At 38.5% G+C, this 25,052-nt stretch carries 24 protein-coding genes; 22 read left to right on the top strand and 2 right to left on the bottom strand.

The features are described 5' to 3' along the window. Window positions 1-29: 29 nt before the first annotated feature. Window positions 30-2,840 carry a TolB family protein gene (locus ACYVJ6_RS08985; RefSeq protein WP_460693721.1) on the top strand — a complete coding sequence of 937 codons (2,811 nt, stop codon included), beginning with the start codon at window positions 30-32 and terminating at the stop codon, window positions 2,838-2,840. A 29-nt stretch (window positions 2,841-2,869) separates the two neighbouring features. After that, window positions 2,870-3,844: a helix-turn-helix transcriptional regulator gene (locus ACYVJ6_RS08980; RefSeq protein WP_460693720.1), complete on the top strand. Its 975-nt coding sequence runs from the start codon at window positions 2,870-2,872 to the stop codon at window positions 3,842-3,844. A gap of 108 nt (window positions 3,845-3,952) precedes the next feature. Here the strand turns inward: ACYVJ6_RS08980 and ACYVJ6_RS08975 are convergent, their stop codons facing one another. Continuing rightward, window positions 3,953-5,287 (bottom strand): dihydroorotase, encoded by a 1,335-nt coding sequence (locus tag ACYVJ6_RS08975; protein WP_460693719.1) that lies wholly within the window; start codon window positions 5,285-5,287, stop codon window positions 3,953-3,955. Window positions 5,288-5,418: 131 nt separating this feature from the next. Between ACYVJ6_RS08975 and ACYVJ6_RS08970 the strand changes: the two genes are divergently transcribed. From ACYVJ6_RS08970 to ACYVJ6_RS08940, 7 genes are all read left to right on the top strand, one after another. Continuing rightward, the gene (locus tag ACYVJ6_RS08970) at window positions 5,419-6,762 is read left to right on the top strand and encodes a DEAD/DEAH box helicase (protein ID WP_460693718.1); all 1,344 of its coding nucleotides are present in this window, start codon (window positions 5,419-5,421) and stop codon (window positions 6,760-6,762) included. A 9-nt stretch (window positions 6,763-6,771) separates the two neighbouring features. After that, window positions 6,772-7,038 carry a hypothetical protein gene (locus tag ACYVJ6_RS08965; RefSeq protein ID WP_460693717.1) on the top strand — a complete coding sequence of 89 codons (267 nt, stop codon included), beginning with the start codon at window positions 6,772-6,774 and terminating at the stop codon, window positions 7,036-7,038. A 5-nt stretch (window positions 7,039-7,043) separates the two neighbouring features. Beyond that, window positions 7,044-7,373: a gliding motility protein GldC gene (gldC, locus tag ACYVJ6_RS08960; RefSeq protein WP_460693716.1), complete on the top strand. Its 330-nt coding sequence runs from the start codon at window positions 7,044-7,046 to the stop codon at window positions 7,371-7,373. A 3-nt stretch (window positions 7,374-7,376) separates the two neighbouring features. Continuing rightward, on the top strand, window positions 7,377-7,784 hold the full coding sequence (locus ACYVJ6_RS08955) for a hypothetical protein (protein ID WP_460693715.1): 408 nt from the start codon (window positions 7,377-7,379) through the stop codon (window positions 7,782-7,784). 78 nt (window positions 7,785-7,862) lie between these two features. After that, entirely contained in the window at window positions 7,863-11,303 is a 3,441-nt protein-coding gene (locus tag ACYVJ6_RS08950; RefSeq protein ID WP_460693714.1) for a response regulator, read from the top strand. A gap of 1 nt (window position 11,304) precedes the next feature. Continuing rightward, window positions 11,305-12,135, top strand: a complete 831-nt coding sequence (locus ACYVJ6_RS08945) for a CheR family methyltransferase (protein ID WP_460693713.1) — start codon at window positions 11,305-11,307, stop codon at window positions 12,133-12,135. Then, on the top strand, window positions 12,125-12,712 hold the full coding sequence (locus tag ACYVJ6_RS08940; protein WP_460693712.1) for a chemotaxis protein CheB: 588 nt from the start codon (window positions 12,125-12,127) through the stop codon (window positions 12,710-12,712). The genes ACYVJ6_RS08945 and ACYVJ6_RS08940 overlap by 11 nt, the downstream gene beginning before the upstream one ends. Window positions 12,713-12,715: 3 nt before the next feature. Here ACYVJ6_RS08940 and ACYVJ6_RS08935 read toward each other — a convergent pair whose 3' ends face one another. After that, a complete protein-coding gene (locus ACYVJ6_RS08935; protein ID WP_460693711.1) occupies window positions 12,716-13,204 on the bottom strand; it encodes a methylated-DNA--[protein]-cysteine S-methyltransferase in 489 nt (162 codons plus the stop codon). Between the two features lie 56 nt (window positions 13,205-13,260). Here ACYVJ6_RS08935 and ACYVJ6_RS08930 point away from each other — a divergent pair, with 56 nt between their 5' ends. The 13 genes from ACYVJ6_RS08930 (at window position 13,261) to ACYVJ6_RS08870 (ending at window position 25,038) form a co-directional block, all read left to right on the top strand. Continuing rightward, window positions 13,261-13,974, top strand: coding sequence for a heme exporter protein CcmB (locus ACYVJ6_RS08930; protein ID WP_460693710.1), 714 nt, complete (start codon window positions 13,261-13,263; stop codon window positions 13,972-13,974). A gap of 70 nt (window positions 13,975-14,044) precedes the next feature. Further along, complete coding sequence (locus ACYVJ6_RS08925) at window positions 14,045-15,307, top strand: carboxypeptidase-like regulatory domain-containing protein (RefSeq protein WP_460693709.1); 1,263 nt, start codon at window positions 14,045-14,047, stop codon at window positions 15,305-15,307. A gap of 55 nt (window positions 15,308-15,362) precedes the next feature. Continuing rightward, complete coding sequence (locus tag ACYVJ6_RS08920) at window positions 15,363-16,037, top strand: cytochrome c biogenesis protein (protein WP_460693708.1); 675 nt, start codon at window positions 15,363-15,365, stop codon at window positions 16,035-16,037. A gap of 2 nt (window positions 16,038-16,039) precedes the next feature. Then, entirely contained in the window at window positions 16,040-16,246 is a 207-nt protein-coding gene (locus ACYVJ6_RS08915; RefSeq protein ID WP_460693707.1) for a CcmD family protein, read from the top strand. A 60-nt stretch (window positions 16,247-16,306) separates the two neighbouring features. Further along, window positions 16,307-17,737, top strand: a complete 1,431-nt coding sequence (locus ACYVJ6_RS08910) for a Glu/Leu/Phe/Val family dehydrogenase (RefSeq protein WP_460693706.1) — start codon at window positions 16,307-16,309, stop codon at window positions 17,735-17,737. A gap of 43 nt (window positions 17,738-17,780) precedes the next feature. Beyond that, complete coding sequence (locus ACYVJ6_RS08905) at window positions 17,781-19,496, top strand: gliding motility-associated C-terminal domain-containing protein (protein WP_460693705.1); 1,716 nt, start codon at window positions 17,781-17,783, stop codon at window positions 19,494-19,496. A 98-nt stretch (window positions 19,497-19,594) separates the two neighbouring features. Further along, a complete protein-coding gene (locus ACYVJ6_RS08900) occupies window positions 19,595-20,005 on the top strand; it encodes a cytochrome c maturation protein CcmE domain-containing protein (RefSeq protein WP_460693704.1) in 411 nt (136 codons plus the stop codon). A gap of 9 nt (window positions 20,006-20,014) precedes the next feature. Next, entirely contained in the window at window positions 20,015-22,495 is a 2,481-nt protein-coding gene (gene ccsA, locus ACYVJ6_RS08895) for a cytochrome c biogenesis protein CcsA (RefSeq protein ID WP_460693703.1), read from the top strand. A gap of 40 nt (window positions 22,496-22,535) precedes the next feature. Then, a complete protein-coding gene (locus ACYVJ6_RS08890; protein ID WP_460693702.1) occupies window positions 22,536-23,078 on the top strand; it encodes an STM3941 family protein in 543 nt (180 codons plus the stop codon). Then, window positions 23,078-23,860: a Rossmann-like and DUF2520 domain-containing protein gene (locus ACYVJ6_RS08885; protein WP_460693701.1), complete on the top strand. Its 783-nt coding sequence runs from the start codon at window positions 23,078-23,080 to the stop codon at window positions 23,858-23,860. Before ACYVJ6_RS08890 ends, ACYVJ6_RS08885 begins: the two co-directional genes overlap by 1 nt. A 19-nt stretch (window positions 23,861-23,879) precedes the next feature. Then, window positions 23,880-24,212, top strand: a complete 333-nt coding sequence (locus tag ACYVJ6_RS08880; protein ID WP_460693700.1) for a 2Fe-2S iron-sulfur cluster-binding protein — start codon at window positions 23,880-23,882, stop codon at window positions 24,210-24,212. A gap of 56 nt (window positions 24,213-24,268) precedes the next feature. After that, window positions 24,269-24,511, top strand: coding sequence for a Fe-S cluster assembly protein IscX (gene iscX / locus ACYVJ6_RS08875; RefSeq protein ID WP_460693699.1), 243 nt, complete (start codon window positions 24,269-24,271; stop codon window positions 24,509-24,511). Window positions 24,512-24,516: 5 nt separating this feature from the next. Further along, window positions 24,517-25,038: a KdsC family phosphatase gene (locus ACYVJ6_RS08870; protein WP_460693698.1), complete on the top strand. Its 522-nt coding sequence runs from the start codon at window positions 24,517-24,519 to the stop codon at window positions 25,036-25,038. The last annotated feature ends 14 nt before the right edge of the window (window positions 25,039-25,052 follow it).

Below are 25,052 nucleotides of genomic sequence, written 5' to 3'. Positions count from 1 at the left end.
ATTTATTTTGTAAACTACTTACCCCATTTATGAAGAAAACCCTGCTGTTATTATTGTTTATTGCTGCTATTACAGTAGCTAAAGCACAGCAGTTTGGCGCTAACCCGCCATCTATCAAATGGAAGCAAGTGAACACATCTGCGGCCAAGGTCATTTTCCCTGCGGGGATGGATTCATTAGGGTTTAGGGTAGCCAATACCATTGAGCGGATAAACAAAGCCACGCAGCCAACCATCGGCACTAAACAGAAACAAGTAAGCATTGTACTACAAAACCAAACCACTATATCTAACGCCTATGTAGGGTTAGCCCCATTTAGAAGCGAGTTTTATCTAACCCCTGCCCAAAATAACTTCGAATTAGGCAGTTTGCCCTGGACAGATCAGTTAGGCATTCACGAGTTTAGGCATGTGCAGCAATACAATAACTTTAATGTGGGGCTATCAAAAGTAATAAGTACCGTGTTTGGACAGGGCGGACAGGCCATAGCCAATTCCATAACTGTGCCCGACTGGTTTTTTGAAGGCGATGCGGTTTTTAATGAAACAGAAGTGAGCCAACAGGGCAGGGGGCGGATACCTTATTTTTTGAATGGATATCGGGCTTTATGGTCGGCAGGAAAGGATTATAGCTGGATGAAGCTCCGTAATGGCTCGTTGGTTGATTATGTGCCGAATCATTACCCCTTAGGATACATGATGGTAAGTTATGGCCGCGAGAAATATGGTAATGCATTTTGGAAAGATGTTACCCATGATGCGGCTTCATTTAATGGTTTATTTTACCCATTACAAAAAGCGGTAAAAAAATATTCAGGTGAAAGCTATAAACAATTCAGGACAAACGGTTTAAATTACTTCAAACAACAGTTTGCAGGCGATAAACCATCTTCAAACTCACTCAATCATTCGCTAATTGATAAACAGCATTTTATTGCCGACCAGGAATATCCTGCATTTGTAAATGACAGCACTATCATCTACCTCAAATCTACCTACAGCCATCGCCCGGTATTTGTTATGAACGAGGGAGGTAAGAAGAGAGATATTGCCGTAAGGTCGGTCTCCATAGATAATTACTTCAGCTATGCCAACGGTAAAATAGTATATGCCAGTTACCGCCCTGATGTACGCTGGAGCTATCGCGATTATAGCGAATTGAGGTTGTTAGATGTAAAGACAGGACATGAGCAGCAGATAACGAACGGCACAAAATACTTTTCGCCCGCTTTAAATGATGATGGGAAAACTATTGTGGCCGTGCAGGTTGATCCATCGGGTAAAAGCCAATTACATATTTTAAGTGCCGATAACGGGTGCGTTATTACTGTAGTGCCTAAAAAGGATAACCTGTTTTACACCTATCCCAAATTCTATGGCAGTGAACAGATCATATCAGCAGTAAGGAACTTTGCCGGGCAAATGAGTTTGGTTTTGATCGATATTAAAACCGGTAATATCAAATATTTACTGCCATTTACCTATCAGCCTATTGCTTTCCCGACCGTCCAGAGTAGTGTAGTTTATTTTTCGGCTACGTCGGGTATTTATGATCGGTTATTTGCGTTGGATATGAGTTCGGGTAAACTATCACAGGTCAATAAGGATAATACAAGCCAATATCAACCCGCTGTGGGGCAAAATAAGCTTGCCTGGGTTGAGCAAACTGCTTACGGGTATCAATTACAGCAAAAAAATAAAAATGCGTCAGAATGGACGGAAATCAATAATATCCCAAATGGATTACCAGATTTTGGAGTGTCGGCGTTAAGGAAAGATTCGGCTGCTAATTTATTGACAACAGTAAGCAACAAACCATTGCGGGTTACTAACTATAATAAAGCTTACCAACTATTTAACTTTCATAGTTTGATACCTGATTTTACTGATCCTAATTATAAGTTATCGTTGGTTGGCGAAAATGTCTTGAATACTTTCCAATCAGAATTATCATTTAATTACAACCGGGTTGAGGGCTATAAACAGTTTGGGTTTGACGCTATGTATGGGGCATTATTCCCCTTCATCACCGCAGGATATAACTATACGTTAGACAGAAGAGGGTTGTTTAATGGCAACCGTGTATATTGGAACGAAAGCGATTTACATGGCGGCTTGCGTTTACCTTTAAATTTTAGCCGTGGCAGACAATTAACAGGGTTAACGTTTGGAAGCGATGTCCATTATAATTTAACCAGCTTTCAGCAGCCATACCGTGCTATGTTCACTGATGTTAATTATACTTACCTAAACAACTACATCATATTTAGTACGCGTATACAGCAAGCCCGGCAAAATATTTACCCCCGTTTAGGGCAAACTTTCACGCTGAACTATAAAACTACTATTGATAGATCAAACGCCCATCAGTTTTTAGCATCAGGCACGTTTTATTTTCCGGGGTTGCTTCAAAATCATAACCTGGTTATTAATGCCGCCTATCAGCAAAGGGGCAGGGATGATGTTATTAATTTTTCCAATAACTTTCCGTATTCGCGAGGATACACGGCCGAGAACTTATATCAGCTGAGTAAAATAGGCGTTAACTATCATTTCCCGATTGTTTACCCGGATGCAGGTGTGGCCAACACGGTTTATTTTTTAAGGGTAAGAGGGAATTTTTTTTACGACTATACGCACGTTAATGACTTTTTTACCAATGGTGCTACCTTTAAAGCTGATTTTAAATCGGCAGGGGTAGAGGTGTTTTTTGATACCAAGATATTTAACCAGCAAAATATAACCATTGGTGTACGGTATAGCCGTTTATTGGACCGCGACCTGTTTGGTGGGCGAGGTGCTAATCAAATTGAAGTCGTGCTTCCTGTAAGTTTTTTCTAATTGGTGATAGTTTTTTGTTAATTTGAGGCATGAACCGCATCGACCGTATATCGGCTATTTTAATTCAGTTACAATCGCGCAGGGTGGTGAAGGCCAGTGACATTGCTGAACGCTTTAATATCAGCCTGCGTACCGTGTATCGTGATGTTAAAACGTTGGAGGAAGCCGGTATACCGCTGATAGGAGAGGCAGGGGTAGGTTATTCTATTATGGATGGTTACCGTTTACCACCAGTAATGTTTACCCGCGAGGAAGCTATGGCCTTTTTAACTGCCGAAAAGTTTGTAGAGAAGTTAACGGATAGAAATACGTTAACACATTATCAATCGGCCATGTATAAGGTGCGGGCCATACTTAAAACGACGGAAAAGGACATGTTAGAAGGGATGGATAACCGCATAGCGGTAATTGAAACGCCGGTTCAGCAAAACAGTAATACCAATAACCACATTCAAAGTATTTTAAATGGTATCATCAATAAAAATATACTCACCATTAAATACTTTGCCAGCCATAGCCAGGAGGATACCAAAAGGGATATTGAACCGGTAGGCATATTTTATTTATCCAGCTACTGGCATTTGATAGCTTATTGCAGGTTGCGCAATGCATATCGCGATTTTAGGGTGGATAGAATAAAAAGCCTTACCGTTACAGATGAACATTTTAATGCAGAGCACCCAACCTTAAAAGATTACATCACCAAAACAGCTAAGGAAAAGCATTTAGAAGAGGTGGTTATCAGGGTTGACAAAAAGGTACATCGGTTCCTGGATGGGCAAAAATATTACAGCGGATTTATATCTGAAAAGGAAGTAGGAGACAGGATAGAAATGATGTTTTTAACCGACTCGCTCAATCATTTTGCCCGGTGGTTTTTAATGTTTGGCGATAGTGCCGAAATTATAAAACCTGAAAAATTAAAGGAAGAGGTGAAATTGATAATCAGTAAAATATCACAGCAAATAGATACCCCAATACCTGCTGACACTATGTCATATTGATATTTTTATCAATTTAATAATCAGGTATTTATTTAATTTATATGAATATTTAATTTATATAAATTAAATCCTATAATCAATAAATCCTATCAATCAAGGTTCAGACAATTACCTGTTAAAACTCAATCTTTTTCCTGCCGTTTCGCTTACCAATTTGCCTTTGCTCCAAGCCAAATTACCTGATACAAAAGTATGCTCAATGGTAGATTTAAAGGTTGTGCCTTCAAATGGGCTCCATTTGCATTTGTACAATAAGCTATCTTTAGTCACAGTATTGGCCCGGTTCAAGTCTACCAAAACAATGTCCGCCCAATAACCTTCGCGGATAAAGCCACGCTTCTCAATTTGAAAACAGGTAGCCACATTGTGCGACATTTTTTCGGCAATTTGCTCCAGTGTTATTTTACCCTGGTGATAAAGTTCCAGCGTGGCTTGCATAGCCTGTTGCACTAATGGTCCGCCTGATGGGGCTTGCAGGTAGGGTTGTGATTTTTCTTCAATAGTATGTGGCGCATGGTCGGTTGCTATAACATCAATACGGCCATCAAGCACAGCTTTTAATATACCTTCACGGTCGGCAGCGGTTTTTACCGCCGGGTTCCATTTGATCAGGTTGCCTTTGGTTTCATAATCTGCATCGCTAAACCATAAATGATGAATACAGGCTTCGGCAGTTATGCGCTTGTCTTTTAACGGCGTGGTATTATCAAAAAGATGCGTTTCTTTTTCTGTGGATATATGCAATATGTGTAAGCGCGTATTATGCTTTTTAGCTAATTCAACCGCCATGGATGATGATAGATAACAAGCGTCCTCGCTGCGTATTATCGGGTGTAGCTTAACTGGTATATCATCTCCCATTAATTGTTTATAATGGGCCAAATTACGTTGTATAGTAGTTTCATCTTCACAATGCGTAGCTATCAGCATAGGCGATTGCGCAAACAATTGCTCCAAAGTAACCGGGTTATCTACCAGCATATTCCCAGTTGATGATCCCATGAAAACCTTAATCCCGCACACATTTTTGATATCAGTACGTAGCACTTCATCCAAATTATTATTGGATGCACCCATAAAAAACGAGTAGTTAGCCAATGAGTTACGCGATGCTATTTGGTATTTATCTTCCAGTAACTCCTGTGTCAACGTGTTAGGCACAGTATTCGGCATCTCCATAAACGAAGTAATGCCACCTGCCACCGCCGCGCGCGATTCGGTATAGATCTCCGCCTTATGCGTTAATCCAGGCTCCCTAAAATGTACCTGGTCGTCAATTGCACCCGGTAAAAGATGCAAGCCCTCGGCATTAATTTCCTGGTCGGCTTTAACATCAATTTGTGGCGCAATACGGTCAATTAAGCCGTCTTTTATTAACAGGTCGGCAACAAATTGTTTATTCTCGTTTACTATTGTAGCGGATTTTATAAGGATCGTGGGCATGAGACAAATATAAATAATTGCGGGAGAGTTGAGGTGTTCCAAAATGTTCCAATCTCGCAAAAGAACACCCTTGAAAACTTTCCGTCTTACGGTCTTTCCCGACTTCCCGACTAATAGACTATCTTTGCCGCATGGCTGCAAGTTTTGAAGATTTTAAATTTAACCGGCAAGTTTTAAATGCAATTGCCGATGCCGGTTATACCGAGCCAACGCCAGTGCAGCAAAAAGCTATCCCACCTATATTGAACGGACAGGATGTGATGGGTATAGCGCAAACAGGTACCGGTAAAACTGCCGCATATGTGTTGCCTATCATCATGAAGCTTAAATACGCCCAAGGCGACCATGCCCGTGCGCTGATAATAGCCCCAACACGTGAGTTGGCCATGCAGATAGAGGAAAATGTGCGCATCTACGCCAAATACACCGATCTGCGGGTAGTTACGGTTTACGGTGGCCTGGGTCCTAAAACACAAATAGAAAACATTAATAAAGGGGTTGATATTATTGTAGCCACTCCCGGCCGCTTTATGGATATTTATTTAGCCGGCCATATTGTTACCAAACCCATCCAGGTATTGGTACTGGACGAAGCAGATAAAATGATGGATATGGGCTTTATGCCACAGATCAATAGAATATTGGAGGTCGTGCCCGTTAAACGGCAAAATCTGTTGTTTTCTGCTACGATGTCTGATAAAATACACCAGTTATCAGGTAACTTTTTGGAGTTCCCAACGGTGATAGAAGTTACGCCGCAGGCTACGCCTGCACAGACTGTTAACCAAAAGGTATATCATGTGCCCAATAATAAAACCAAGATCAATCTGCTTAAAAACTTATTGGATGCAGAAGGTGATATTACCAAGCTAATGGTATTCTGCAAAACCCGTATGGCTGCGGAGGATGTGTATAAATTTCTGTTGCGCAAGTTTGGCGAGAAAGAAGTAAGGGTATTGCATGCCAACAAGGGGCAAAACACCCGTATCAATTCCATGAACTCGTTTAAAAATGACGAAGTGAAAATACTGGTCGCTACTGATGTAGCCTCGCGCGGAATTGATGTTAGTGATGTGAGCCACGTGATAAATTTTGATGTACCGGTGGTGATTGAAGATTATGTGCACCGTATTGGTCGTACAGGTCGCGCACTACAATCGGGCGAAGCCATAACTTTTTGTAACCCGGCAGAGGAATATTATTTGAATAAAATACAAAAGCTCATCAGGCAAACTATTCCGGTGCAGCCTATACCTGATGAGGTATTTATAGAAGCTACACCTTACGACGAAAAGCAGGATCAGGCCAAAGAGGTTGATATGCAAAAGCGCAGGGAAGACCCTGATTTTAAGGGTGCATTCCACGAAAAGAAAACCTTGAGCCAGCGCAAAAAATTTGATGCCGAAAGGGCCAAACGCACAGGTGGCCATGTACCCGGAACAAAAAGGCCCGGCAGGAAATTTAAAAAGAGATAGTACAATACAATGAAATTCAGAATAACGCCCTTAAACTTTTGCAGCGCGCTACTTTTAATACTGGCAATTTATGTATTAATATATGGTGCCAAAATTACAGGGATGCAATACCCTCATTTGGGCACTGCTATTGGTTTAATATTTTTGCTATTCGCTTTTGTAGTGGCTTTTTTGGATATAATGTTGCGAAATTTCTTTCCTGTGACCAAAACTTTATGGATTGTGGAGCTAAGCTTTATAACTTTGGCCGCAATAATATTTTTACTTGTTAAATAATTTGAATGAAAACTTCTGAAATAAAGCTAACCATACAGCTTGACGAAAATAATATCCCTGAGAATATTTTATGGGAAGCAACCGATGCCGAGAGTAAAGAGAAGCAGGCGGTAAAATCAATGATGCTATCTATGTGGGATCCGCATTATAAAAACACCATGCACATTGGCCTTTGGACAAAAGAAATGCAGGTTGATGAAATGAAGCGCCATTTTTATGAAACCCTGCAAACCATGGGTGATACCTTTTTACGCGCCACCGGTGAAACAAATATTGTAGAGGATCTGCGTGATTATTGTGCGCATTTTGCTGATAAAATGGAAATAAGCAGATAGGATATGAGACTGCCTTCATTGATATCCTTCATTGGGTTTGTACTATTAATGGCTGCTACGTACTGCCCAGTATTGCGACCATTTGGTTTATTTAACTGGGATGTTTATGATCTGAACAAACCTTATGGTATGGTTATATTGTTAATGTCTGTAGTGGGTATTATAGCTGTCGTATTAAACCGGCCAAAATTAGTTAAACTTATATCTTTGATATCGTTAGCACTGGTAACCCTATTGTTGCTGGCTGCATTCTTAAAAATACACACCAGCTTTAGCTTTATACCATTTAAAGGTATAACTGCTTTTTTAGAGCGGCAAATAAAATTTAAATGGGGATGGTATTTATTATTTGCAGGGCCACTGTTGTCATTAGTTGGTACATTCTTTAAACCTTCAAAATATTCAAGGTAGTTGTAAATAAAACCGTTAATTATAATGTAATAATTAAAACAGTTTTTTAACATATTTGTAATTACACAAACCATTGAAATGTTAAAGTTATCTTTTCGTAACCAGGTACTATTAGGCTTTGCCGTATCTATATTGCTTGTTTTTATTGTTGGCATACTATCTTTTAATAGTATTAACCAGTTACAGGATGATACCGTTATGGTTGAGCATACTCAACAGGTAATCAAAAAATCAACCAATTTATTACAACAGTTAATTGACGCCGAAACAGGTATGCGCGGTTATTGCGCTGCGCAAAAGAAGAGTTTATTAGATCCTTATTATAAAGCGTTACCTGCTATAGATGATGATCTGAACGAACTTAAAGGACTTGTTGCTGACAATCCTACTCAGGTTAAAAGATTTGAATTTTTAACTAATATGGTTGATAGCCAGCTAAATATATTTAAAGCTGATATAGAGACCCGGGATAGTAAGGGTTTAGCGTACATGGTCCAGAACAACATGTTTGTGAATGGAAAAAAGAACATGGATGATATCCGTGGACTTATCACAAAGGTTATTGATACTGAAAATCAATTATTAGCCGATCGTAAAGCCAGTTCTGGTGCTGCTTCAAAAAATGCAATGGTATTTATTGTTGTAGGTTCTATTATATTCCTGGTAATAATAATTGTGCTGTTCTATTACATACAGCAAACCTTTGAAGAGCAGAAAAAAATAGAGGAAGAGATAAAAATTGCCAATACTGAGTTAGAAAATGTACTCGGCGAAAATAAAGCTAAAAACTGGTTACTAACGGGTACCGGACTGCTTAACGAAAAGATGCAGGGGCAGCAAAGTGAAAAAGAATTATCAGATAATATATTAAAAGAAGTTTGTAGCTATACTAATGCCAAAGCCGGAACCTTATACTTATTTAATGAAGCAGAGGATAGGCTTGACTTTTATGCTTCGTATGCTTTTGCAAATTTAGGTGCTATAAAAAGAAATATTAAAATAGGCGAGGGTTGGATAGGACAGGTAGCAAAAGATAATAGAGCCGCCGTAGTAAAAGGTAGCTTAAACGAAAAATTGGATCTGGAAACATCAATAATAACCGATGTTTTGGTAGAGAGCTACATTGTACCTTTCTTTTTTGATAAAAAGTTAAAAGGGGTTATTGAGATAGCCTTTGATGAGAAACTGGATGATCACAACCGCGATTATATTACTGCTGTAGCTAATGACATAGGAATAGCAGTTAATACGGCCCAGGCGCGTACCATAATGCACGACCTGTTTGAAGAAACGCAGCAACAGGCCGAAGAATTAGCAGCACAGCAGGAAGAAATGCGTGTTACCAACGAGGAATTGATGAATAAAACAGAAATGTTAGAAGCATCAGAAGAAGAGTTGCGTGTACAGCAGGAAGAATTGCGTACCATTAACGCCGAGTTAGAGGAGAAAGCCAGTTTGCTGGAAGAAAAGAACCAGGCAATTGAAGAGGCGCGCCAGGCCATAAATATTAAAGTAGAAGAATTAGAAACAACCGGGAAATATAAATCGGAATTTTTGGCTAATATGAGTCATGAATTGCGTACCCCGCTTAATAGTATCCTGGTACTGGCACGTATATTAAAAGATAATAAACCGGCCAATCTATCCGAAGATCAAATTAAATACGCAAGTGTAATATTCAATGCCGGTAATGATTTGTTAACACTGATCAATGATATTTTAGATCTGTCGAAAATTGAATCGGGCAAGCTGGATATGCACAACGAGGTTATAAACATAACCGATATTTTGGGCGATATGGAAAGTTTGTTTAGTGAGGTAGCCGTCAATAAAAATATATCCTATACTACTTCCGTTGGCGACAATGTTAACCCCGGCATATTTACCGACAAGCTGCGTGTGGAACAGGTAATTAAAAACCTGCTATCAAACGCGTTTAAATTTACCCCAGAGAATGGTGCTGTAGCGATTAATGTTGTTAAAGGTAAAGGGCAAACTATCGATTTCTGCATTAAAGATACAGGCATAGGGATCGCACCTGATAAGCAAAAAATAATTTTCCAGGCATTTCAACAAGCTGATGGTTCAACCAGTCGCAAATATGGCGGCACAGGATTGGGTTTATCAATAAGCCGCGAACTGGCAAGTTTGTTAGGCGGATCAATATCATTAACCAGCACACCGGGCCAGGGGAGTGAGTTTGTGTTAACACTACCAATTGAGGCTAAACCGGTTGCAGAAAAGAAAGATAGCGATACCATTCCAACTGCTGAAAGTTTTGAACCTATCAGTGAGTTTTTAAAGCCTATTCAACGACCGGTTGGACAGGAAAACCGCGAGCCCTTAGTAGTTATTGTTGAGGATGATAAGAACTTTGCAGATATTTTACAGGATTATGCCCGCGATCATGGTTATAGATCCATCATAGTAAATGAAGGCACTGGTGCTGTTGATGCAATAACTGAAAATATGCCTGATGCCGTGATATTGGATATTATGCTTCCGGGTAAGGATGGATGGCAAATACTAAAAGAGCTAAAGCAAATAAAGGAAGTAGCCAATATTCCTGTTCATTTAATGTCTGCAGGCGATGCCGCTGCCAATAAGGTTAAGGGAGAAGGTGCCATTAGCTTCTTGAAGAAACCAATTGACACTTCCACGCTTGATAAGTTATTTGGCGATATGATGGTACAAAGTGGGGTTAAATTTAAACAGATATTATTGGTTGAAGATCATTTGGCACAAAGTCAGGCTTTAAAAGAAATGATGCAAGCCAATGGCATAAATGTTGAGCAGGCATTTGATGGCGAATCAGCTTTCCAGATGTTGCAGGAGAATGAATATCAATGCGTGATATTGGATTTGAACCTGCCAGACATTTCGGGGCTTGATCTGTTAGACAAAATTAAAGCTATTGAACAATTTGCCGCATTACCAATAATTATAAATACGGCAATGGAATTGGATAAAACATCGGTTAGCAGGTTAATGAAATATGCTAACGCGATGGTTGTAAAAACAAATAAATCATCAGATAGGCTTATAGACGAAGTAAACCTGTTTTTAAATAAAATTAGCGGTACAAATAATCATCATTCCAGATCCAATCCAAACAAACAGGTTATGACAGCAGGTAAAGACATCATTAAAGGAAAAAAAGTGTTAATAGTTGATGATGATATGCGTAATATTTTTGCGTTAAGCAGCGCTTTACAAAGCTATGATATGGTGGTTGAGGTTGCCGGTGATGGCGAAGAGGCGTTAACCAAATTAGAGGACATAAGCGACATTGATATTGTGTTAATGGATATTATGATGCCCAAAATGGATGGCTATGAAGCTACAAGGCAAATACGTAAGAAAAACAAATGGGCCAGGCTTCCGGTTATTGCGTTAACTGCAAAAGCTATGATGGACGATCGTGAAAAATGTATTGAAGCCGGTGCCAACGATTATATTACCAAACCGGTTGATATGGATAGGCTTATTGCTTTAATGCAATTGTGGCTGGAAAAATAATATGCATGCTTCACCCGAAACAATAACTATTGAAGAATTACATGAACTTATAGATCTGATAAAAAAGATATATGGATTTGATTTTTCATATTATTCAAAAGCGTCACTTAAGCGTAGGTTATTAAGGGTTTTGCAATTAAAGCGGCTCCAGTTGTATGATTTAAAGCATTTACTGGTAAATGACCCCGCTTTTTTTCAGTTTCTTTTAGAAGAAATTACGGTAAACGTTACTGAAATGTTTCGTGACCCAAGTTTCTACAAAGCGCTTAACAGCCAGGTAATTCCTTATTTATCGTCCTATCAACATTCAAAAATATGGTGTGCCGGATGCTCTTCCGGAGAAGAAGTTTATTCGTTAGCTATATTGTTGAATGAAGCCGGCCTGCGTAAAAAATCATTTATTTACGGAACTGATATTAATACCGAAGTGTTAAAAGAAGCACGGAAAGGAATTTATAGTTTGCGCAAAATAAAAAGCTATGTAGAAAACTACCAGCTTACCGGCTTAAGCGGGTCCATAACAGATCATTTCACTATATTGTATGATGCAGCCAGTATTCATAACGAATTAAAGCAAAACACCCTATTTTCTGTACACAATTTAGTGTCTGATAATGTTTTTAACGAATTTCAATTAATTAGCTGTCGTAATGTTTTTATATATTTTGAGATAAAGTTGCAGGAACGTATACTTGATTTGTTTTATAAAAGCCTGGCACCTTTAGGTTTTTTGTGTTTAGGAACTAAAGAAACCATTCGGTCAGATTTTTTTAAGAAAAAATTTAAGGTCATCAATCAGAAAGAAAATATATATCAAAAAATTGGCTCTTAACAATGACATAATTGAGCGTTGGCATAAATCAGAACTGCTACTTTTGGGCGGATCGGCAGGTTCATTTAAACCAATTTTTAACGCCGTGCAGGCGTTCCCATCAACACTAAACAAAGCTGTATTGATAATAATTCACCGGAAAAAGAATTTTTTTAGTGATATAGAAAATCTGTTTGCCGAAAATAGTCGAATGTTAATGCGGGAAGTGAACGATAAAGACTGCATAAACAAGCAAACAATTTATATAGCGCCGGCTAATTATCATACCCTAATTGAAAAGGAGAAATGTTTTGGCTTAGATGTATCAGAAGCGGTATGGTATTCAAAACCATCTATTGATGTGAGTTTTGAAAGTGCGGCCGAAACTTATAAGGATTGCTGCACAGCAGTGCTTTTTTCGGGTGCCAATCAGGATGGGGCAGAAGGGTTATTAAAATTGCGTAAAAGTGGTTCGCTAACTATTGTACAAAATCCTAACGAAGCCGAAATGCAGGATATGCCCCAAGCAGCTATTGACATAAAGGCTGCCGAATACGTATTGAGCTTAGCAGATATACTCCAGCTTTTTAAAATGTAATCTCTAAAAAGGCATTTTAATTTGCCCTATTCCTAACGTTGTAGCTTCATGTTCAAGTAACCATTGTTTGCGCCACAAGCCACCGGCATAACCGGTTAAGCTACCGTCAGATCCAATTACGCGGTGGCATGGTACAACTATCCACAAATTATTTTTACCATTGGCCGCCGCAATAGCCCTAATGGCCAGCGGACTTTTCATTTGGTTGGAAAGTTGCGCATAGGTTATAGTTGTGCCATACTCGATATTTAATAACTGTTGCCATACTTGTTGCTGAAAGTCGGTACCTGATTGTTTAATAGGCAGATCAAATTTTTTTCTTTTTCCGGAAAAATATTCATCTAATTGATCAACAGCCATTTTTTGCACTACCGATGCTGGTTCTTTAATGATGGCTTCATCATTATCAGTTATAGTGATAGCGGTTATAAAATCATCTTCTGAACTAATTTTTGCTATCCCAACCGGTGTACGATAATAAATTATTGACATAAGGTAAAGTTAATCATAATCCCAAATACTAATCGCCAATAACTATATTTGTGCTAATGGAACTCATCAATCAAACCTGGTATCTTTTTAAAAAGGAGATATTATTGGAGTGGCGCTCAAAGTATGCTTTTAACGGGGTGTTGCTGTATGTGGTTTCTACAGTGTTTGTATGTTATATTGCTTTTAATTTAACACCTGGTTTTGCCCAGATGGGTGGCGTTAAACCTGGCGAAACGGTAAGCACAGGCTACAAAGTGGTTTGGAATGTATTGTTCTGGATTATTATACTTTTTGCTGCGGTAAATGCCATTGCTAAAAGCTTTTTGCAGGAAAGCAGGAACCGTTTATTATACTATTACACCATAGCCAGTCCACAGGCCATTATTTTGTCTAAAACAATTTATAACATACTATTAATGTCATTATTAAGTGTATTGGCATTAATAATTTATGTACTATTCTTCCCCAATTCTATTGGCGATCCATTATTTTATTTTTTAGCTGTAATATTAGGTAGTATAAGTTTTTCAACTGTTTTTACTATGATATCAGCCATTGCATCAAAAGCAGGCAATAATGGCACTTTAATGTCTATATTAAGTTTCCCGGTTGTTATACCCGTTATTTTAATATTGGTGCGTTTAAGCAAAAATGCTATGGACGAACTTGATCGTAGTGTTAGTTATAGCGATATAGGCGCTTTATGTGCTATTAATGTCATTGTAATAGCTACTGCTTTGTTGCTCTTCCCTTTTTTATGGCGCGATTAACAATGTTGCTACATTGTTGAATGGCTATTCTTAATTAGCATATTTACTACATTTATAGGAATTTAATGCTATGCGCTTATTTTGGTTAATATACTTATGCCTGGTATGCCCAATGGTTACATTGGCACAGCGCGGTAGTATTATCGGTAAAGTAGTTAGTGCAAATTCAAAATCACCAATTCCCCAGGCCAGCGTTTTCTTAAGCAATTCTTCTTTCGGTACAATTACAAAAAATGATGGATCTTTTGCTTTAAACAATATTAGGCCAGGGCAGTATACTTTGGTGGTAACTGCTATTGGTTATCAAGATTTTACGAAGACTATATTAATAGAAGGTGAAACCATAAATATAGATGTAGAGCTGTCGGGAAAATCCATAGAGCTTAGAGAGGTGACCATATCTACCAGTTCAAAAGCTGATTGGCGACGCCATTTTGAACAGTTTAAAACTGAGTTTATAGGCTCGGACGCAAATGCAAAAAATTGTGAAATAATAAATCCGGAAGTGTTGAACTTTACCTATCGTAAAAGCAAACAGGTTTTAGAAGCTTACGCAGATGAATTCCTGATAGTTGAGAACCGTGCATTGGGATACAGGGTTAAGTTTTTAGTGAAAGATTTTAAAAGTGATGGTATATCCGGTATCATATCGTATTCCGGGCAACGACTGTTTGAAGAATTACCGGCCAAAGAGCCGCAAAAGAAAAAATGGCGCGTTAAACGCGATGAAGCCTATTATGGCTCGGCCATGCACTTTTATAGGTCATTATATAAAGATATATTAGACCAGGAAGGATTTGAAATATACAAAATACACAGAGAACTTAACCCTAATCGCCCACCTGATCATGTGATCCAGAAAAAAATAGAAGGATTTAGGGCATTATATAATCAAAGGGGAAATATTACTATAGTACTTGATTCGGTAAATTACTGGACCAGTATGCAAACCATGCCCCGGTATTATAATCAAACCATTAGCAGTGTAAAGTATTTTTCAACCGAGGTGCTTACAACAACCGATAAGCCGGGGATATTTGCGCTAACTTTTCCGGAAAACTTATATGTAATCTATACCAAAAAAAGAGAAGAAACCTATTTCAGAGATGTATATAAGCCATTAACTATGCCCAATTATGAAACCACCATACTTTCATTTCTTGATCAGGCAAGGTTTTCTTTGTTTGATATGAACGGAATAATTGTAGCCAACGGGCCATTATACGAAGGTACCTGGTCCAAATCACGCTTATCAACCTTGTTACCGGTTGATTATATACCCATAGCTGAACAGGAAGCGAATAAACACACACCATTGCCCGCGAAGAGATAGTAACTATTGCCATTTTACAAACCAAGTAAATTATTACATTTGCTTCATATATATTATGAATTTCATTTATCAAACCTGGTGGAAAGTAATTGCAGTATTAATGGTATTTTCTACCTTTTTTACCGGCTTGCTTTTTGATGTGCCTGCATTGCCTGTATTGCACGAAACAATACGGAATTTGTACTTCCATGTTCCTATGTGGATGGCCATGTTAACCGTCTTTGTAATATCTGTATTTTATAGCATAAAGTATTTACAAACAGGTAAAGAAGAATACGATTTGATAGCGGTTGAATGTGTTAATACCGGTTTGCTGTTTTACACATTAGGCTTAATAACAGGCATGATATGGGCCAAATATACCTGGGGCGATTATTGGAGCGGCGACCCCAAACAAAACAGCGCTGCAATAGCATTTTTATTATACTGTGCTTACCTGGTACTGCGTAATTCGGTAGATGAAGAGCAAAAACGTGGTAAAATATCAGCTATCTATAACATATTTGCGTTTCCAATAATGTTGGTGCTTATATTTATTTTACCAAGACTTACAGATTCTTTGCATCCCGGTAGTGGTGGTAACCCGGCATTTGGTAAATACGATTTAGATAACGGCATGAAGATCGCGTTTTACCCCGCAATGCTGGGATGGAGTTTTATTGCCTTATGGATAGCCTCAATCCGCTATCGTATCCGTTTAATTGAGTACAAAAGGAACGCTACTAATTAATTATGAAAAAAATAACCGCTTTGCTTTTCTTGCTTTTAAGCTTCATTACTGTATTTGCACAAAATGAGCCTGTAGAAATGGCCGACTCATTTCGTGCTTCAGGTAAAATATACGTGGTGATAACTACTATTGCCATTGTGTTTACGGGACTGGCCATTTACCTTTTTTCAATAGACCGTCGTCTTAAAAAAATAGAAAAGGAAAAGTAGTTAAACATAGTTTGTAGTTGATTGTTAATGCTGTATCTTTAATAGTATAACATTCAAGCTATGTCTCCAAACTATTCTGCCCTTGACCAGTCTACCCATTTTTTTAATGATGTTTGCCAAAACTTTGACCACGCTGCCCAATTTACCAAACATGATGCCGGTTTATTAGATCAGATCAAGTCATGTAATAGTGTTTATCGTTTTCGCTTTCCTATCCGCAGGGGTAACAATTTCGAGGTAATTGATGCCTGGCGTGTAGAGCATTCACATCATCAATCGCCCACAAAAGGTGGTATACGCTACAGCGAAATGGTAAACGAGGATGAGGTGATGGCACTTGCCGCTTTAATGACCTACAAATGTGCTATTGTAAATGTGCCCTTTGGCGGGGCCAAAGGTGGTATCAAGATCAATCCTAAAAATTATACTACGCAGGAGTTAGAAAATATAACACGCCGTTATACGGTTGAATTAATAAAGAAAAATTTTATAGGTCCAAGCATTGACGTACCCGCACCCGATTATGGATCGGGCGAACGTGAAATGAGCTGGATTGCTGATACGTATGCCACCATGAACCCCGGCCAGTTGGATGCAATGGCGAGTGTAACCGGCAAGCCAATTGCGTTACACGGTATAATGGGCCGCCGGGAAGCAACTGGCAGGGGGGTGGCCATTGCAGTACGCGAGTGTGTAGATGTGGCAGAGGATATGCAAAAATTGGGTCTAACAGCTGGTTTATCAGGTAAAAGAATAATTGTACAGGGTTTAGGTAATGTAGGATATTATTCAGCTAAATATTTATCAGAATTTGGCGGCGTTATAGTAGGCATCAGCGAAATGGAGGGTGCGATTTATAATGCTGATGGCTTGGATGTTGAAGCTGTTTTTAAGCACCGAAAAGAAACAGGATCTATATTGGGTTATCCGGGAGCAAAAGACCTTTCTTCTGCAGATGGAATTGAACAGCCCTGCGATATTTTAGTTCCCGCTGCATTAGAGAACCAAATTACTATTAAAAATGTAAAAAACATAAAAGCTAAAATTATTGCCGAGGGGGCTAATGGCCCAACCAGTCCCGAAGCAGAGGCTGCTTTTTACCAAATGGGCGGTATAATAATACCTGATATGTATGCCAATGCAGGTGGTGTAACCGTGTCATATTTTGAATGGCTTAAAAATTTATCGCACGTGGCTTTTGGGCGTATTAACCGCCGTTTTGAAGAAAATACTAATAAAAACCTGGTAAACATGGTGGAGAGCATAACAGGTGCATCATTATCCCCGGCAGAACGCGCAGTTATTGTTAAAGGATCATCTGAACTGGAGTTGGTAAATTCGGGTTTAGAGGATACCATGATACGCTCATACCACGAGATACGAAATATATATGTAGATACCGATAAATTAGATAGTATGCGCACCGCAGCACTGGTAGGCGTAATTAATAAAATAGCCGTATCTTATCAAAACCTGGGTATTTGGCCATAAAAGTTATAATTACAACTGTAAACTTTTACCTTTAGGGTGTCCAATGAACCTATTGTGTAAAATATTTTTTGTTTTATTACTGTTAGCAAGCAATATCTTGTATGCACAGTTGCCTAATAATATAGGTTTTGAAAATGGTAACTTTGATGGATGGGAAACATCTATAGGTACAAGAAATAGGACGCCCGGCTCAACTGATATTATGGACCCGCCCGGTACTCCCGTGTATGGAAGACATACCATATTTGATGCCACTTATAACAAAAACCAAGTTGACCCTTATGGAGATTTCCCGGTAGTTTGTCCTAACGGTAGTAAATACTCTATTAAATTAGGCAACGATGTCCCGGCAGGTAAAATGCAGCGTGTTAGTTATACTTTTAAAGTTCCTAAAAATGTAACACGGTACAGTATAATCTTTAATTATGCTGTGGTAATAGAGGATCCTAATCACCGTGTCGAAGAACAACCTTTTTTCTCAGCAAAGGTATATAATGTATCTGCCGGAAATTATGTTACTTGCCCTTCATTAGATTTTTCCCCACAATCTGGTATTCCGGGATTTGATAAATCCGACATTACCAGAGCTACAGCCAATCCCGGAGGGCCTGCGCCGATTTATTACAAAGATTGGTCAACCGCAATGATCGATCTTACAAACTATACCGGTGAAACCATTAGGTTGGAATTTACAGCAGAAGATTGTAAACCCAGCGGACACTTTGGTTATGCTTATTTAGATGTGGATGAAGTATTAAGTTTAAAACCAATTAACGGAAATGTGTTTTGTAGTAACCAAACTCAAACTACATTAATTGGTCCATCGGGTTTTGAAGAATACATGTGGTATAAGGATAATGACACTACAAAGCCTGGCATCCCCGGGCAAAACATAACCGTGCCGGCAGTTGATGGGGATAAGTATATGTTACACATTATTCCTTACCTTAATTTAGGTTGTGAAGACGACTTATACATTACGCTTCAAAAATTGGCCGAGCCTTTTAATTTAGTAGTTGACCCTAAAGTTTATGGGTGCAATGGTACAGGGTTTGATTTAACAGCAGCAAGTATAACAGCAGGTAGCAGTACCATGAGATTTTCTTACTATAAAAAAGATGGTGATGGATTTGAGTATTTGCCAAATCCTGATAAAGTATTAACATCAGGCACCTATTACATAAGAGGAACCAATGAAGGTGGTTGTACTGATATACTACCCATTGAAGTAATTTTAACAAACCCTGAAATTACTATTACCCAGCCATTGCCGGTTAGATACCCAACCAAAGTAGACTTGTCAACCACCTTTACCCATATAGCAGGGGTTAATTACAATTACTTTACTGATGCTGCCACAACAATACCTATGGTAGATTTTAGTGTAAATGTCAGCGGAACTTATTATGTAAAAGCTACCAGTGGCATAGGTTGCTCCGTTGTTGTTCCCGTAAAGGTGATAGTTAACCCACCGCCACCTTATACTATTGAAGCCTCCAATACATTTACTCCAAATGGCGACGGTATCAATGATAACTTTTCTATAAAAACTACCGGTTACGTAACCCTTACTTTACTAAGGATATTTAATAGGTATGGCCAGCTGGTTTTTACTACACGGTCAATTAATGATAAATGGACCGGTGCTAATGGCGGTGGTACCTTACCTGAAGGTACGTATTATTGGGTGTTTGAAGGCACTGACGATTATTTTCATACCCCGGTAAAACAGGCTTCATCCATAACAATTGTACGTTAGTTATTAAGAAAAATTCTAAATAACACATATCCGTAGTAATAAATATTATTACCTGTACGTTTTGTATTTTTGTAATCCCAAACGGAAATAAACCAACGATGAAAAAAAGTTCAATTTTTGGCCTGGTAGTTATAGCTATAGCAATTGCGGTTATAATCAGCGTGTATTCAAGTTCAAGCACTTACGGCACATTTAGCGATGCAAAGCAAACTGAGAGCCAGTTACAGGTAGTGGGCCAGTTAGATAAACAACGAGAATTGGAGTATGATGCTACAAAGGATGCTAATTATTTTTCATTTTATATGAAAGATAATAAAGGGCAAAATTGTAAGGTGGTATTCACCGGTGCAAAGCCGCAGGATTTTGAGCGTTCAGAACAAATTGTGTTAACCGGGCAAATGAGAGGCAATGAATTTCATGCATCAAAAATATTGATGAAATGCCCTTCAAAATATACCCAGGATAAAGTAGAGATCACCGAATTTAAGGCTAAAGAAGCCAATATATAATCTAAATTAATGGATATAGTATTTAAAGGGGAACACCTTTTACCGGGCCAGTTGGGCCAGTTCTTTATTGTATTGGCATTTGGTTCGGCCCTGATATCTGCAATAAGTTATTTTTTCTCTGTAAAACATCCTAATGATCGGTCATGGTTAAAAATGGGTCGGATAGGAGCCATTGTAAACATGATTGCTGTGGCGGGTATCGGAGCAAGCCTGTTTTATATCATAGGTAATTACTATTATGAATATTATTATGCCTGGGCTCACTCATCACGTACGCTGCCTGTTTATTATATAATTTCCAGCTTTTGGGATGGGCAAGAGGGTAGCTTTTGGCTATGGACCTTTTGGCAGGGTGTTATCAGCATGATACTGGTATGGCGGGCAAAATCATGGGAAAGCCCGGTTTTAGCTGTGGTAATGCTTGCACAGGCTTTAATTGCTTCTATGCTTTTAGGGGTTGAGCTATTTGGTGAACGTATTGGCACATCGCCATTTATATTATTGCGTGAGGCTATCAACCTCAAAGAAACAACGCCAATATTTGCTACCAACCCTGAATATTATAAAAATTACCTTACCTATATCAAAGACGGTAACGGTATGAACCCATTACTGCAAAACTATTGGATGGTAATACACCCGCCAACGTTGTTTTTAGGTTTTGCATCAATGGTTGTACCGTTTGCTTACGCTATTGCCGGTTTATGGCAAAAGCGCTATAAAGATTGGGTGAAGCCTGCTATAACCTATTCGCTGTTTGCAGTGATGATATTAGGTACAGGTATTATCATGGGATCTTTTTGGGCATACGAGTCATTAACCTTTGGTGGTTTTTGGGCATGGGACCCGGTAGAGAATGCCTCAATTATACCGTGGCTCATATTGGTAGGTGCGTTACACGTATTAATTATTTATAAAAATACGGGCCACTCTTATAAAACAGCGTCCATATTAGTAATTGCCAGCTTTGTGTTGGTATTATATGCATCCTTCCTAACCCGTAGCGGTATTTTAGGCGAAACATCGGTACACTCATTTACTGATGCCGGTATGTTTTGGCATTTGGTGGCTGATGTGTTAATATTCTTAATATTAGGCATTGTGATGTTGGTTATCCGCTGGAAAGAACTACCAACAAGCAAAAAGGACGAAGAAACCTATTCTCGCGAGTTTTGGATGTTTGTAGGTTCTATATTTTTGGCCTTATCTTGTTTCCATTTGGTGGTAGTAACTTCAATACCGGTATGGAATGCGTTATTTGGAACCAAACTGGCGCCACCTACCGATCCGATTAAACATTACAATACCATACAGGCAGCTTTTGCGGTAATAGTTACCTTCTTAACTGGATTTACCCAGTTTATGAAGTATAAAAAAACTGATCTGTCCAAGTTTTTTATAACAACAATTATTTATTTAGTATTTGCGGCATTAATAACAGCATTGGTTGTATATATCACCGGTTTATATACATTACATATTGTATTTATCATGATCATGGTAGGTGCTATATATTCTATATTGGCCAATACTAAGGTATTTGTTGACGCCATAAAAGGCAAGGCTAAGCTGGTAGGCTCGGCAGTTGCGCATATTGGTTTTGGTTTGATGATGGTAGGTGCATTAATATCGGCAGGAACCAGCAAAGTTATATCTGAGAACAATACCGGAGATCTGAATACTACCGAATTTGTTAAATCAAAAAACGACCCGAAAGAAAATATCCTAATGTACAAAAATACACCTGTACAAATGGGTAAATATACCGTAACCTATATAGGCGATTCTATCGCTCCGCCAAACCATTATTTCAAAGTGGAGTATAAAGTGGTTGATGCCAGTGGTAAGGTTACTGAACAGTTTATATTAACCCCTAATGCACAGGCTAACCGCAGCATGGGTTTAATAGCATCACCGGATACCAAGCATTATTTGTTTAGTGATTTGTATACGCACGTAAATATGTCAAACGCTATAACTTATGATGAACAGGCAGAGGGCGATGGGCATGAAGATGAAGCGGATGATGACAAAAAATACGATGCCCCTGTAGTTTATGAAGTTGCGGTAGGTGACACTATTCCTTTTAGAGAAGGTTACGCGTTGTTAAAAGAAATATCAACTGTAGATAAATTGGAGAATATACCCATTACAGGTAAGGATGTAGCCGTTGCTGCCAAAATGGATGTGGTTACACAAGGCAAAACTTACCAGGCAGCCCCGGTATACCTGATAAAAAATGGTGGCGCTTATGATTTTGCCCGCAAGGTTGAACAGGCTGGTTTAAAGTTCCGCTTCTCTAAAGTTTTGCCTGAGAAAAAGAAGATCGAAATTACGCTATACCAAGAGCCTGAAAGCGCAAAGAAATATATTGTAATGCGTGCTATACAGTTCCCGTACATTAACTTTTTATGGGCAGGTACTATCATTATGGTGATAGGTATTTTACTATCCATATTCAGAAGGAATAAGGAGTTAAAGACGCTTTAAAATTTAGATATTAAATCTATGTCACTATATTCATATAATTATGAATGCAGATTTGAATGCCTCACAATCAATACTAATACCATTTAGTAAAACCAAATTAGTTTTGTCACTTATTGGATCTGTAATTTTTGTTGCTAGTGGTATAGCATTTCTTGCTGATCCTAAAATGTATTCTACCACAGGTTTTCGTCACGTACCTGTACCGGTTATTGTTGTAGTTGGATTTTCTGCAGTGATTTTTTTTGGTATGTGTGCAATTGCATTTTTGCTAAAGTTTTTTGATAAGAAGCCAGGTCTTATTATAGACGATGAAGGGATTCAAATTAATTTAGGTATCAAAGATTATTTCACTTGGGGTGATATAGAAGGAATTGGCATTAACAAAATAGGTAGGAGTAAATTAATTATACTGTATTTAAAAAATCCTGAAAAATATATCGATAGACAAGAAAATGTTTTTAAAAGGAAATCAATGTTGTTGAATTTTAAATTATGTGGTAGTCCTGTAACCATTACCAGTAATCAATTAGAATACAGTTTTGATGAATTATATCAGCTTTTGTCAGATAAGCTAAGTAGTTAATGCGCATCACCCTTATAGGTTCAGGTAATGTTGCCACCCATTTGGCGGCGGCTTTAAAAAACGCCGGGCATACTATTGTGCAGGTATATAGCCGCACTCTGCAAAACGCGTTATTACTGGCATATCATGTAAAAGCTGAAGCGATTGATGATTTAAATGCGATCAATATAGATACCGATCTTTTTATCATCGCTATAAAAGATGATGCCATAGGCCCAATAGCCGAACAATTGGCAGCTCATCAAAAATTAATGGTGCATACTTCAGGTGCGACCGATCTGTACAGCTTGTTGGCTTTTTCTGATAATGTAGGTGTTTTTTATCCGCTGCAAACATTTAGCAAAATTAAGGAGGTAGATTTTAGGAATGTACCACTTTGCATTGAAGCTAAGAATGAAACTATTGCTAATATCTTAGAACAACTGGCCCAAACTATCAGTAACAGGGTTTATTATATTGATAGCGAGAAGCGTAAAGCCCTGCACCTGGCAGCAACATTTGCCTGCAATTTCCCCAACTACTTATATAACATCGCGCAGCAAATTATAGCTAAGCAAGGACTGGATTTTGAACTATTGAGGCCATTGATACAGGAGACTGCTGAAAAGGTACAAAATGCCATTCCTGCTACGGTACAAACCGGGCCGGCCATCCGTAATGATGAAAATACAATGGCCATGCATCGGCAAATGCTTGAAGGCGAACCCGAATTACAGCAATTGTATTTTTTATTAAGTCAGGGTATTATCAAATTGGGCGATACGCAACGCGGGGATAAGTAATTTTATTACTTTTGCGCCAATGAATATTTTTAAAGTAAAGATAAACTTTGAGGAAAAAGGGCACGAACCTATTGAGTTGCCAATTGCCGAAGGAGAATCTGTTTTAGATGTTTGCCTTGACAACGATATTGAGTTACAGCACAACTGTGGTGGTGTATGTGGCTGTAGTACCTGCCATATATATGTAAACAAGGGAATGGATAACATCCAGGAAATATCTGACAAAGAGGAAGATTTTATTGATAGGGCAGTTAACCCGCGTATTAATTCAAGATTAGGTTGCCAATGTGTAATAATTGATGGTGATATTGAAGTTACCATACCCGATCAATCACAGTTTTTAGGACATTAAATGAAAGTTTTACGTGGTACGTATTACGTTAACGTTTGACTTATAAAATAATAAAAATGAACGACGATAAATTTGCTTTGCCTATCCATTGGAATGATTATGAAGACATTGCTATGGGCCTTTATGAAAAATTTGGACCAGAATATGGCGAATCAAAAATATACCGTATACGCTTTACTGATTTATTAGAGTGGGTATTATCATTACCAAATTTTGCAGGTACCCGCGAGCAAGCTAATGAAGGTCACCTGGAGCAAATACAATCTGCCTGGGTTTATGAGTGGAGAGATAACCAATAATTCTCATGGAATCATTTTTAAGTAAATTACAGGATATTACCACCTTTGTATTTGATGTGGATGGAGTGCTTACCGATGGCGCTGTATTTGTAGCAGAAAATGGCGAGCAAAGCCGTGCATTTAATATTAAAGACGGCTATGCCTTGCAATTAGCCGTAAAATGCGGCTATAATGTATGCGCAATTTCCGGCAGTCGCTCAAAAACTGCCATCCATAGGCTCAATGCTTTAGGTATTACCGATGTATATCTTGGCGTAAATATAAAATCAACTAAGTTTAAAAATTATCTGGAAGAGAAGCATATCAGGGCCACCAATGTATTATATATGGGCGATGATATCCCGGATATTGAGGTAATGAAAATAGCCGGGTTAGCCGTTTGCCCTGCTGATGCGGCTGAAGAGATAAAAGCTTTAAGTGCTTATGTTTCTCCATTTACAGGTGGCAAAGGCTGCGCCCGTGATGTTATTGAAAAAGTGTTGAAGATACAGGGTAAGTGGATGAGTACTGAAGCTTATAGCTGGTAATAAAGGGTTAAAGC

The sequence above is a fragment of the Mucilaginibacter puniceus genome (assembly GCF_054783175.1).
The sequence above is the reverse complement of the archived record's forward strand: the minus strand, read 5'-3'. Positions and strand labels throughout refer to the sequence as shown.

Coding starts and splice junctions, on each gene's coding strand:
- ACYVJ6_RS08955 (WP_460693715.1), top strand. CDS start 7,377: ATGAGACTGCCTTCATTGATATCCTTCATTGGGTTTGTACTATTAATG.
- ACYVJ6_RS08970 (WP_460693718.1), top strand. CDS start 5,419: ATGGCTGCAAGTTTTGAAGATTTTAAATTTAACCGGCAAGTTTTAAAT.
- ACYVJ6_RS08950 (WP_460693714.1), top strand. CDS start 7,863: ATGTTAAAGTTATCTTTTCGTAACCAGGTACTATTAGGCTTTGCCGTA.
- ACYVJ6_RS08930 (WP_460693710.1), top strand. CDS start 13,261: ATGGAACTCATCAATCAAACCTGGTATCTTTTTAAAAAGGAGATATTA.
- ccsA (WP_460693703.1), top strand. CDS start 20,015: ATGGATATAGTATTTAAAGGGGAACACCTTTTACCGGGCCAGTTGGGC.
- ACYVJ6_RS08905 (WP_460693705.1), top strand. CDS start 17,781: ATGAACCTATTGTGTAAAATATTTTTTGTTTTATTACTGTTAGCAAGC.
- ACYVJ6_RS08975 (WP_460693719.1), bottom strand. CDS start 5,287: ATGCCCACGATCCTTATAAAATCCGCTACAATAGTAAACGAGAATAAA.
- ACYVJ6_RS08945 (WP_460693713.1), top strand. CDS start 11,305: ATGCATGCTTCACCCGAAACAATAACTATTGAAGAATTACATGAACTT.
- ACYVJ6_RS08920 (WP_460693708.1), top strand. CDS start 15,363: ATGAATTTCATTTATCAAACCTGGTGGAAAGTAATTGCAGTATTAATG.
- ACYVJ6_RS08915 (WP_460693707.1), top strand. CDS start 16,040: ATGAAAAAAATAACCGCTTTGCTTTTCTTGCTTTTAAGCTTCATTACT.
- iscX (WP_460693699.1), top strand. CDS start 24,269: ATGAACGACGATAAATTTGCTTTGCCTATCCATTGGAATGATTATGAA.
- ACYVJ6_RS08985 (WP_460693721.1), top strand. CDS start 30: ATGAAGAAAACCCTGCTGTTATTATTGTTTATTGCTGCTATTACAGTA.
- ACYVJ6_RS08935 (WP_460693711.1), bottom strand. CDS start 13,204: ATGTCAATAATTTATTATCGTACACCGGTTGGGATAGCAAAAATTAGT.
- ACYVJ6_RS08925 (WP_460693709.1), top strand. CDS start 14,045: ATGCGCTTATTTTGGTTAATATACTTATGCCTGGTATGCCCAATGGTT.
- ACYVJ6_RS08980 (WP_460693720.1), top strand. CDS start 2,870: ATGAACCGCATCGACCGTATATCGGCTATTTTAATTCAGTTACAATCG.
- ACYVJ6_RS08885 (WP_460693701.1), top strand. CDS start 23,078: ATGCGCATCACCCTTATAGGTTCAGGTAATGTTGCCACCCATTTGGCG.
- ACYVJ6_RS08880 (WP_460693700.1), top strand. CDS start 23,880: ATGAATATTTTTAAAGTAAAGATAAACTTTGAGGAAAAAGGGCACGAA.
- gldC (WP_460693716.1), top strand. CDS start 7,044: ATGAAAACTTCTGAAATAAAGCTAACCATACAGCTTGACGAAAATAAT.
- ACYVJ6_RS08965 (WP_460693717.1), top strand. CDS start 6,772: ATGAAATTCAGAATAACGCCCTTAAACTTTTGCAGCGCGCTACTTTTA.
- ACYVJ6_RS08910 (WP_460693706.1), top strand. CDS start 16,307: ATGTCTCCAAACTATTCTGCCCTTGACCAGTCTACCCATTTTTTTAAT.
- ACYVJ6_RS08870 (WP_460693698.1), top strand. CDS start 24,517: ATGGAATCATTTTTAAGTAAATTACAGGATATTACCACCTTTGTATTT.
- ACYVJ6_RS08900 (WP_460693704.1), top strand. CDS start 19,595: ATGAAAAAAAGTTCAATTTTTGGCCTGGTAGTTATAGCTATAGCAATT.
- ACYVJ6_RS08890 (WP_460693702.1), top strand. CDS start 22,536: ATGAATGCAGATTTGAATGCCTCACAATCAATACTAATACCATTTAGT.